This window comes from Mycobacterium sp. (assembly GCF_044370595.1).
Lineage (GTDB): Bacteria > Actinomycetota > Actinomycetes > Mycobacteriales > Mycobacteriaceae > Mycobacterium.
Genome location: NZ_JBILVF010000136.1, coordinates 1 through 9,483 on the forward strand (window position 1 = coordinate 1; position 9,483 = coordinate 9,483).

Annotated in this window: 11 protein-coding genes; 8 read left to right on the plus strand and 3 right to left on the minus strand. The window is 68.6% G+C overall.

Annotation, left to right across the window (positions count from 1 at the left end; genetic code table 11):
• The 6 genes from ADBZ5N_RS14875 to ADBZ5N_RS14900 all read left to right on the plus strand — a co-directional run.
• Positions 1–751 (plus strand): phytoene/squalene synthase family protein (locus ADBZ5N_RS14875; protein ID WP_526258652.1); only part of this gene is annotated, 751 nt, incomplete at its 5' end.
• An 8-nt stretch (positions 752–759) separates the two neighbouring features.
• Positions 760–1,497 carry a class I SAM-dependent methyltransferase gene (locus tag ADBZ5N_RS14880; protein WP_526258654.1) on the plus strand — a complete coding sequence of 246 codons (738 nt, stop codon included), beginning with the start codon at positions 760–762 and terminating at the stop codon, positions 1,495–1,497.
• On the plus strand, positions 1,494–3,032 hold the full coding sequence (locus ADBZ5N_RS14885) for an FAD-dependent oxidoreductase (RefSeq protein WP_526258656.1): 1,539 nt from the start codon (positions 1,494–1,496) through the stop codon (positions 3,030–3,032). Before ADBZ5N_RS14880 ends, ADBZ5N_RS14885 begins: the two co-directional genes overlap by 4 nt.
• On the plus strand, positions 3,032–4,048 hold the full coding sequence (locus ADBZ5N_RS14890) for a DUF5914 domain-containing protein (RefSeq protein ID WP_526258658.1): 1,017 nt from the start codon (positions 3,032–3,034) through the stop codon (positions 4,046–4,048). The genes ADBZ5N_RS14885 and ADBZ5N_RS14890 overlap by 1 nt, the downstream gene beginning before the upstream one ends.
• Positions 4,045–5,118: an NAD(P)H-dependent amine dehydrogenase family protein gene (locus tag ADBZ5N_RS14895; protein WP_526258660.1), complete on the plus strand. Its 1,074-nt coding sequence runs from the start codon at positions 4,045–4,047 to the stop codon at positions 5,116–5,118. Before ADBZ5N_RS14890 ends, ADBZ5N_RS14895 begins: the two co-directional genes overlap by 4 nt.
• Positions 5,119–5,152: 34 nt before the next feature.
• The gene (locus tag ADBZ5N_RS14900) at positions 5,153–6,478 is read left to right on the plus strand and encodes an Hsp70 family protein (RefSeq protein ID WP_526258662.1); all 1,326 of its coding nucleotides are present in this window, start codon (positions 5,153–5,155) and stop codon (positions 6,476–6,478) included.
• 8 nt (positions 6,479–6,486) lie between these two features.
• On the opposite strand, the gene ADBZ5N_RS14905 is transcribed toward ADBZ5N_RS14900, so the two are convergent.
• Complete coding sequence (locus tag ADBZ5N_RS14905; protein ID WP_526258664.1) at positions 6,487–6,714, minus strand: LPXTG cell wall anchor domain-containing protein; 228 nt, start codon at positions 6,712–6,714, stop codon at positions 6,487–6,489.
• A 62-nt stretch (positions 6,715–6,776) separates the two neighbouring features.
• Here ADBZ5N_RS14905 and ADBZ5N_RS14910 point away from each other — a divergent pair, with 62 nt between their 5' ends.
• Positions 6,777–7,334 carry an SHOCT domain-containing protein gene (locus ADBZ5N_RS14910; RefSeq protein WP_526258666.1) on the plus strand — a complete coding sequence of 186 codons (558 nt, stop codon included), beginning with the start codon at positions 6,777–6,779 and terminating at the stop codon, positions 7,332–7,334.
• 11 nt (positions 7,335–7,345) lie between these two features.
• Entirely contained in the window at positions 7,346–8,503 is a 1,158-nt protein-coding gene (locus tag ADBZ5N_RS14915; protein ID WP_526258668.1) for a zinc-binding dehydrogenase, read from the plus strand.
• A gap of 7 nt (positions 8,504–8,510) precedes the next feature.
• On the opposite strand, the gene ADBZ5N_RS14920 is transcribed toward ADBZ5N_RS14915, so the two are convergent.
• Both ADBZ5N_RS14920 and ADBZ5N_RS14925 read right to left on the minus strand, forming a co-directional pair.
• Positions 8,511–9,152, minus strand: coding sequence for an MBL fold metallo-hydrolase (locus tag ADBZ5N_RS14920; RefSeq protein ID WP_526258670.1), 642 nt, complete (start codon positions 9,150–9,152; stop codon positions 8,511–8,513).
• Positions 9,149–9,483, minus strand: a 335-nt coding sequence (locus tag ADBZ5N_RS14925; RefSeq protein ID WP_526258672.1) for a zinc-binding dehydrogenase, incomplete at its 5' end; no start/stop codon positions are given. The genes ADBZ5N_RS14920 and ADBZ5N_RS14925, both read right to left, overlap by 4 nt.

The following is a 9,483-nucleotide window of genomic DNA, read 5'->3' on the forward strand; positions in this document are numbered from 1 at the left end:
CCTCGATGACCTGGCCTCCGAGGCGACCGTCGCCGAAAGGGAAGCCCGTCTGGAGCAGTTGGCGGCACGGTTCTTCCGTGGCGACGCCGCCGCCGCCGCCAGTGCGCCGGTCTTGCCCGCGGTGCTGCACACCGCGCGGACCTATCAGATCCCGTTGAGTCTGTTCGACGACTTCCTCATCTCGATGCGAATGGATCTGACGGTGACGGACTATCCCGACCGGCCGGCGCTGAACCGCTACATGCGGGGTTCGGCCGAGGTGATCGGCCTGCAAATGCTGCCGATCCTGGGGACCGTCGGACCGCTGTCGGACGCCGAGCCGGCCGCCGAGGCGCTGGGCCGGGCCTTCCAGCTGACCAACTTCCTGCGCGACATCAACGAGGATCTGGACCGCAACCGGGTCTACCTGCCCGCCGACGAGCTGGCGGCCTTCGGTGTGGACCGCGAGTTGCTGACCTGGTGCCACGACAATCAACGCACCGAGCCGCGGGTTCGGCAGGCGCTGGCCGCCCAACATGAGATCACCCGCGCCATCTACCGGGAGGCGCAGAAGGGGATCGCCCTGCTGGCCCCGCAGTCTCGGCCCTGCGTAGCGACGGCCTTCACCCTCTACTCGGAGATCCTCGACCGTATCGAAGACATCGACTTCGCAGTGTTCAGCGAGCGCGCCTCGGTGGGCACCGGACGGCGGCTGCAGGTCTTCACCGGCGGGCTGGTGCGCGCCCGCCGCGCCCGCCGTCTCGCCGCCTGAGACGCGCGATGAGGATCGGTCTCCGTGGGGTGCCCAAGGCCGGGCTGGCACGGCCGGAGGTGCCCGGGGCATTCGACGTCGGAGCCGCCGCCTACGACCGGCTCGTGGGATCAAACCCCGGCTATCACGACCACCTGCGGATCTCGGCGCGCCGGATGGGAATCCCCAATGGTGGGCGGGCTTTGCGCCTGCTGGACGCCGGCTGCGGAACCGGCGCCTCCACCGCGGCCCTGCTGCAGGCCGCCCCGCAGGCTGAGATCGTCGCGGTGGACGCCTCGGCGGGCATGCTCGAACAGGCTGCGGCCAAGAACTGGCCGGACTCGGTGCGGTTCGTCCACACCCCGATCGAGGGCCTCGCCGATGCCGGGGTACAGGGCCCGTTCGACGGAATCCTGGCGGCCTATCTGCTGCGCAACCTCGCCGATCCCGACGCCCAACTGCGTCGGTTCCGGGAACTGCTGCGGCCCGGTGGAACGCTGGCCGTGCACGAGTATTCGGTGCAGGATTCCACAGCGGCCCAGGCGGTCTGGAACGCGGTCTGCTGGGGCATCATCATCCCGGCCGGGTGGCGGCAGACCGGTGACAGCACCCTGTACCGGCACCTGTGGCGCAGCGTGACCAGTTTCGACGGCGCCGCGCAATTCCAGCGGCGCCTGGTGGCCGCCGGGTTCTCCGGTGTGCACAGCGAGACGGTGCCGGGATGGCAACGCAATATCGTCCACACATTCCTCGGAGAGGCGAAATGAAAGATCCCCGACGCGTCAGCCACCTTGGTCCAGCCGGGCTGCCGAACGCCGCTGCGCTTCCGCAGCGACCGCATGTCGTGGTGGTCGGGGCCGGTATCGCCGGCCTGGCAGCCGCGGCCGGACTGGCCGAACGGGGTGTCACCGTCGAGGTTCTGGAGCGCGAACCCAACCTCGGTGGGCGAGTGGCCGGCTGGACCGAACGTATCGACGAGGGCCCGCTGGCCGGCACCGAGGTGGCCAACAACCGCGGCTTCCACGCGTTCTTCCGCCAGTACTACAACCTGCGGGAGTTGTTGCGGCGCAGCGACCCCGGCCTGTCGCGGCTGCGCGCCGTGGAGGACTATCCCCTCATCGACGGTGAAGGTCGTCGCGACACATTCCGTGGGCTGCCGCAGAGCCCGCCCTGGAATGCGATCGTGTTCGCCCTGCGTAGCCCCACCTTCCGTTTCCGGGATCTGGTGCGGATCAACGGCCGGGCGGCCGCTCCGCTGGCGACGGTGTCGGTGCCGGGCATCTACGACCAACTCGACGACCGCGACGCCGGCACCTTCCTCGATGAGATCAACTTCCCGAAAGCGGCTCGCCACCTGGCTTTCGAGGTATTCGCCCGCAGCTTCTTCGCGCGACCCGAACGACTCTCCGCGGCCGAACTCGCGGCGATGTTCCACATCTACTTCCTAGGCTCCAATGAGGGGCTGGTCTTCGACGTCGCCGAGTCCAATTTCGACACCGCCCTGTGGAACCCGTTGGGGGAGTATCTGACCGGTCGCGGAGTGACCTTCCACACCGGGGTGTCGGTCGAGTCGATCGACCGGTCCGGGCCGAAACGGCTGCGGGTGAACGCCTCCGACGGCCGTTCCATCGACGCCGATGGGGTGGTGCTGGCCGCCGATGTGACCGGCCTGCAGCGCATCGTCGACGCCTCCCCGGAACTCGGCGACGACAACTGGCGTCAGCGGGTGGCTGCGATGGAGGTGGCACCGCCGTTCGTGGTGCAGCGACTCTGGCTCGACATCCCCGTGCAGCCGGGCCGCCCACCCTTCCTGGGCACCGGTGGGCTGGAGCCCGTCGACAACATCAGCGTCGTCAGCAACTACGAGAGCCAGGCCGCCCAATGGGCCCGCACCCACGGGGGCTCGGTGGTCGAGGTGCACTCCTACTCCGTCGTCGACCCGCCGCCGTTCGAGGGGCTGCGCGAGAAGATGCTGGCCCGGCTGCACCAGCTCTACCCGGAAACCGCACAGGCCGGCATCCTGGCCGAACGGATCCTCTTCAAGCAGGATTGCCCACTGTTCTCGCCCGGGTCCTTCGCCGAACGTCCCACCGTCGCCACCGGAGTCGACGGGCTGGTGCTGGCCGGTGACGGGATTCGCATCGACCTGCCGGTAGCCTTGATGGAACGGGCCGCGACCACCGGCTGGTCGGCGGCCAACCAGTTATTGGCGGGCTGGGGTGTCGCCGGGCACACTTTGCACTCCGTTCCGGTGCAGGGGCGCTCGCCGGTGCTGCGGAAGCTGGCTGAGAAAGGCGCTTGATGGATCTGTGGTCGCGGGTGGCCGAGCGTATGCCGAAAGACTCACCGCTGCAGATTCTTCCGAAAACCGGCTGGGCTCAGCAGAAGCCCACCTACCAGCAGGCCGAACCGGCGATCATCGACGCGGCCCTGCAGCGCGCGCTGCGGCGGCCCAGCGGCAACTGGTTCGTCTTCGCCGCCAGCGCCGACGTCCGCACTGACCGCCCGTTCGGAACCACGGTGGCCGGCGTGGAGATCGTCGCCTGGCGTGACGAGAGGCGCACTCTGCACGTCGGTCCGGCGTCCTGCCCGCACCTGGGGGCCGACCTGTCGACCGGGAAGATCGACTGCGGCGCGCTGATCTGCCCCTGGCACGGACTTCGGCTGGACGGCGGCCGGGAGTTCGGCTGGAAGCCGTTTCCCGCCTATGACGACGGCGTGCTCGTGTGGGTACGACTGGACAAGGTCGGGGGCGAGGAGCCGTTGGACGGCCCGGTCCTGGCGGCCCGCCCGACCGGACCGCAATTGGCTGCCGTGACCCGCCTGGAGGGCGTGTGCGAACCCCAGGACATCCTCTCCAACCGGCTCGACCCCTGGCACGGGGCCTGGTTCCATCCCTACTCCTTCGCCCAACTGGAGGTGCTCAGCGCGCCGCCCGTCGATGCCGACGAGGAAGCCGACGTCTTCCAGACCGCCGTCACCTTCCACCTCGGCCGGCTGGGCATCCCCGTCATCGCGCAGTTCACCGTCCCCGACCCGCGCACGATCGTCATGCACATCGTGGAGGGACAGGGCGCCGGCAGCGTGGTCGAGACCCACGCGACACCGCTGGGTAACGGACCCGACGGGCGTCCTCGCACCGCCGTGATCGAGGCGGTCATCGCCCAGTCCGACCGCACCGGCTTCCAGTACTCGCTGCGCGCCGCGCCACTGCTTCGGCCGGTGATGAAGCTCGCCGCAGCCCGGTTATGGCGTGATGACTTGGAGTACGCCGAACGGCGCTACACCCTGCGCTCCAAGGGAACTCACGGGACGTGACGAGACGCGTCGTCATCTACGGGACCGGCTTCGTCGGGAAGATGGTGATTCCCGAGGTGCTCAAGCACCCGGAGTTCGAACTGGTCGGCGTCGGCGTCAGCAACCCCGCCAAGGTAGGGCGCGACGTCGGCGAGATCTGCGGACTGGCGGAGCCGGCGGGCGTGATCGCCACCGACGACGTCGACGCGTTGATCGCATTGCGGCCAGACGCCCTGGTGCACTACGGTCCGACCGCCGCCCACGCCGACGTCAATATCGACCTGATCAGCCGGTTCTTGCGTGCCGGGATCGACGTGTGCTCCACGGCCATGACGCCCTGGGTGTGGCCGAAAATGCACCTCAACCCGCCGAACTGGATCGACCCGATCACCGAGGCGTGCCGGCAGGGCGGGGCGTCCTGCTTCACCACCGGGATCGACCCGGGCTTCGCCAATGACCTGTTCCCGATGACCCTGATGGGTCTGTGCTCGGAGGTGCGCCGGGTACGGGCCTGCGAACTGCTCGACTACACCAACTACGAAGGTGACTACGAATTCGAGATGGGCATCGGCCGTGAGCCGGAGTACCGGCCTCTGCTGGAGAACCGCGACATCCTGGTATTCGCTTGGGGTGCAACGGTTCCGATGATCGCCCTCGCTGCCGGGATCGAACTCGACGAGATCACCACCACTTGGGATAAGTGGGTGACGCCCACCGAGCGGACCACAGCCAAGGGCGTCATCGAACCCGGACACGTTGCTGCCGTTCGGTTCACCATTAACGGGGTGTATCGCGGCCAGACCCGCATTCAACTCGAGCACGTCAACCGCATCGGCCACGACGCGGCTCCCGACTGGCCGTCGGGCACCAAGGACGACGTCTACCGGGTGGAGATCGAGGGCACGCCCAGCATCGCCCAGGAGACGGCTTTCCGGTTCACCGACGGCTCCGCCCGCGATGCCGCCGCCGCCGGCTGTCTGGCTACCGGCCTGCGCGCACTCAACGCCGTCCCGGCCGTCAACGACCTGCCGCCCGGGTGGGTCACCGCGCTGGATCTGCCGCTCATCCCGGGCAAGGGCAGTATCCGGTAACACCGGTCCGGCCGGCGCCGAAATAGCCGGTGAAATGACCTACCTGAATGTGCGGTCGGACTTCCCGGCGGTCGGTCTGTCCGTCGGATCCTCGGCGCTGGCCGCGGTCGGTGCGGACCGCGATGTCACCGGACCTCCGGTGGTCAACCGGGCGGGCCGGCCGATCGGCGACTTTGTCGATCGGGTGGGTGATCCGGTGGGCGTCCTGGCCGCCGATGGCTCCCTGTACCCGGCGGCCGAGCTGCTCGCTGAGGCCCTGCTGGGAGTGGCCCGGACCGTGACGGCGGGCCGGCCGCTGCCGGCCGCGGTGGCGGTGGCCTACCCCGGGCACTGGGGATCGGCGGCGGTCGAGGCGTTGTACCGGGCGGTCCGCCGCCTGCCGCCGTGGGCCGGCGACGCACCCCGCCCGCACCTGCTTGCCGACTATGCGGCGGCCCTGGTCGGGCTGGCCGCCGATCTTCCCGCCCGCGGGGTGGTCGCGGTGTGTGACTTCGGTGCCGGTGGAACAACCGTCACCTTGGTCGACCTCAACGATTTCGGTGTGCTCGGAACACCGGTGCGGCTCCTGGAGTTCTCCGGCGACGCGATCGACCGGGCACTGCTGACGCACGTGCTCTACGCCGGGGGCGTGCCCCCGGGCGCCACCGGAACCGCCGCTATCGCTCCGCTGACCCGGCTGCGTGCCGAGTGCCGTGCGGCCAAGGAGCGCCTTTCCACCCGGACCGCGACGGCGGTCTCCGCCCGCGCGGCGGGACTGGGCGGCGATATCCGGCTGACCCGCCCGGAACTCGACGATGTGATCCGTGGCCCGTTGGCCGTGGTGCCTGCGGTGGTGCGGGAGTTGTTGCAGCGCAATGCGATAGCACCGATCAGATTGGAGGCGGTGGTGTCCATCGGCGGCGGCGCGGCCATTCCGTCGGTCACCACCACGCTGTCGCGGCACCTGCGTGTGCCGGTCATCACCCCGCCCCACCCGGCATTGGCTGCCGCCCGCGGGGCGGCGCGCTGCGCGCGGGGCGAGGAGAGCCCGACCACGGTAGTACCCGCCGCGTGCCATCCGGTGCTGCGCGCCGTGGCCTGGTCGCGGGCCACCGACATCCCGGAACTGGTGCCGTTGGTGGACGAGACGGTGGCCCCGGTGCGGGCTGTGGCCAAACCCCGTCTGGAGTTCACAGCTGAACCGGTGCCGCGCATTCCCGCCGTCATGCCGTGGTATCGACAGCCCGTCGCGGTGGCTGCCGCCGTGCTGATGGTGATCGCCGGTTCGGGTGGTGCGGCCGCCCTGGCCCTGCGGTCCGGCCCAGATGCGGCCTCGGTCAGCACCGCCGAACTCGTCGAGCCGCTACCCCCGTCAGAGTGAGAACAGTGCTACCGGCGGCGGCGCAGCAGCAGCCCTACCGCCACGCCGACGAGCAGCATCGCCGCCAACAGCAGCCACATCGGCGACTCGACCGTCAGCCATAGGAAGCGAACCTGTTGCCGGTCGCGGTTCTGACCGATGAAGACCGCGGCCAAGCCGACCAGGACGAAGGGTGCCCAAAACTGCACCACAAAGCGGACCAATGCACTGCCGCGGGGTGATTCATCAGCGGACATGACCGGCCTCCTAGCTTTGCGGTAGCCGCGCTGACGCTACCCCGTCGTGCGAGACTGCGCAGATGGGTGGCCGTAGCCTCTCCCGGGTAGTGATGATCGTGCTCGGCGTACTGGCGGCGCTGTCGGTCGCCGGCCTGATCACCACTGCTGTGCTGGGGGTCGCCAGCGAGAAGTACGGCGCCTACGGGGAGGTGGCAATCCCGGGCTCCGGGCAGCTGTACCTGCCGATCGGCGAGGTCGTCATCAGTTTCGTAGCCGACGACGACGGGCCTGGATTGACGGTTCCGCAGCTGAACGTCGACATCACCCCGCCGCCCGGTGCCCCCGATCCGACGGTCATCGAGGATCTCGGCTCGACGGTGTCGGTGGACGGCGAGACGCACCGTCGGGTCTGGTTCATGCGGGTCGCCGCCGAAGGTGGCTACCGAGTAGTCACCGGCGGTCAGGTGAGCGGATTCGCCGAACCGCGTCTGGCGTTCGGGCCGACCATATCCGTCGAGGGCCCGCTGTGGGTGTTCGCCGCTGTGTCGATCGTGAGCGTCGATCTGGCCATCGCGGCGTGGTGGTTCGGCCGCCGGCGCACCGAATCGGCGAATCCTCAAGGGCGAATAGATGACTAGACTCGGCCACTGTGAGGTCTGTCAGCTGCGCGAACGGAGTTTTCTCGGTCATCGACGTTCCGGCGCCCCGGCCGGCGGACGGTCAACTCGTCCTCGACGTTCACAGTTGCGGTATCTGCGGTTCAGACCTGCACGCCAAGGATCACGCCGACGAACTCGCCGATGTCCTCAGCGAAGTCGGCTATCAGGACTGTATTCGTCGTGACACCCCCACCGTCATGGGGCACGAGTTCTCCGGTGTGGTGGCCGAACGGGGCGCCACGACCCCCAAGGGCCTCAAAGTCGGCACCCGGGTGGTGTCGTTTCCGATGGTCCGGGCGCACGGCGGGGTGCAGCTGACAGGTCTGTCTCCGCTGGCGCCGGGCGGTTACGCCGAACAGGTCGTGGTGGAGGCAGCGATGACCTTCCCGGTGCCCAACGGGCTGCCGCTGGACATCGCCGCTTTGACCGAGCCGATGGCGGTGGCCCTGCACGCGGTACGCCGCAGCGAGATCAAGAGACGCGATACCGCAGTGATCGTGGGCTGCGGGCCGGTGGGCCTGGCCATCATCTGCCAACTCAAGGCGCTCGGCGTCGAGAAGATCGTTGCCAGCGACCTCTCGGCGGCCCGTCGGGCGTTGGCAAGCCGGTGTGGCGCCGACATCGTGGTTGACCCCCGGGTCGACTCCCCGTACGACAGGGCGACCTCCAAAGGGATGGTGACCGATTTCGCGGGGCTTGCCGAACTCGGCGTCGGGTCGATGGAGAAACTGCGCAAGCTGCCCGGCTGGGAGCACCTTTACCGGGCGGCCGACGCCCTCGGTGCAGCGGGACCCAAGCGGCCGGTGATCTTCGAATGCGTGGGCGTGCCCGGGATGATCGACGCTGTCGTCAGCGCTGCACCGTTGAATTCCCGAGTCATCGTCGTCGGGGTGTGCATGAACCCCGATGAGATCCGGCCGGCGATGGCTGTCGGCAAGGAGATCGACATGCGGTTCGTCTTCGGTTACACGCCACTGGAATTCCGCGACAGCCTGCACATGCTGGCCGACGGGAAACTCGACGCGGCCCCGCTGATCACCGGCAGGGTTGGGCTTAACGGGGTTGCCGCAGCGTTCGAGGCGCTGCGCGACCCGGAGACGCACGCGAAAATCCTCATCGACCCGCGCAGCGACGCCACGGCGCCATAGTCGGTCGTCAGTGGCCTCTGCTGACCCAGTCGTCGTAGTGGACGATCTCCTCGCCGATGGTCGTGGAGTCGCCGTGCCCGGTGCACACCACCGTCTCAGCCGGTAGAACGCCTAGTTTGTCCTTGATCGAGGCCAGAATCGTGGGGAAGTCCGAGAAGGACCGGCCAGTGGCGCCGGGGCCGCCCTGGAACAAGGTGTCCCCGGAAAACACCGCACCCAAAGCCGGGGCGTATAGACAGGTTGAACCGGGGGAGTGGCCCGGTGTGGCGATGGCGCGCAATTCGATGCCGCCGGCGGTCAACACCTGCCCGTCCTTCAGTGCCCGAAATGTTTTGTCGCCGTGAGTCATCTCCCACAGCATGGTGTCGCCCGGGTTGAGCCAGACCGGAGCATCCAGATCTGAGCCGAGTTGCGGAGCAACCGTGATGTGATCGTTGTGGCCGTGCGTACACACCACCGCGCTGACGTGCCGGCCCGCGACCGCAGCTTCGATGGCCTTCGCGTCGTGGGCGGCGTCGATCACGATCACCTCCGAGCCGTCACCGACGATCCAGATGTTGTTGTCGACATCCCAACTGCCGCCGTCGAGTTCGAAGGTGCCGTGGGTGACTACCCGTTGGATGGCGCTGCGCGGGCTGGCGTCGCTCACCAGACCACCACCGAGCGCAGCACCTCACCGGCGTGCATCTTGTGGAACGCCTGCTCGACCTGGTCCAGACCGATGCGCTCAGAGACGAACCGCTCCAACGGCAGCCGACCCTGCCGGTGCAGGTCGATGAGGGTGGGGAAGTCCCGTTCCGGCAGGCAGTCGCCGTACCAGGACGACTTCAATGAACCGCCGCGGGAGAAGAAGTCGACCAGGGGCATGTCCAGTTGCATGTCCGGGGTCGGAACACCAACCAGAACAACCGTTCCGGCGAGATCGCGGGCGTAGAAGGCCTGCTTCCAGGTTTCCGGGCGGCCCACCGCGTCGATCACCA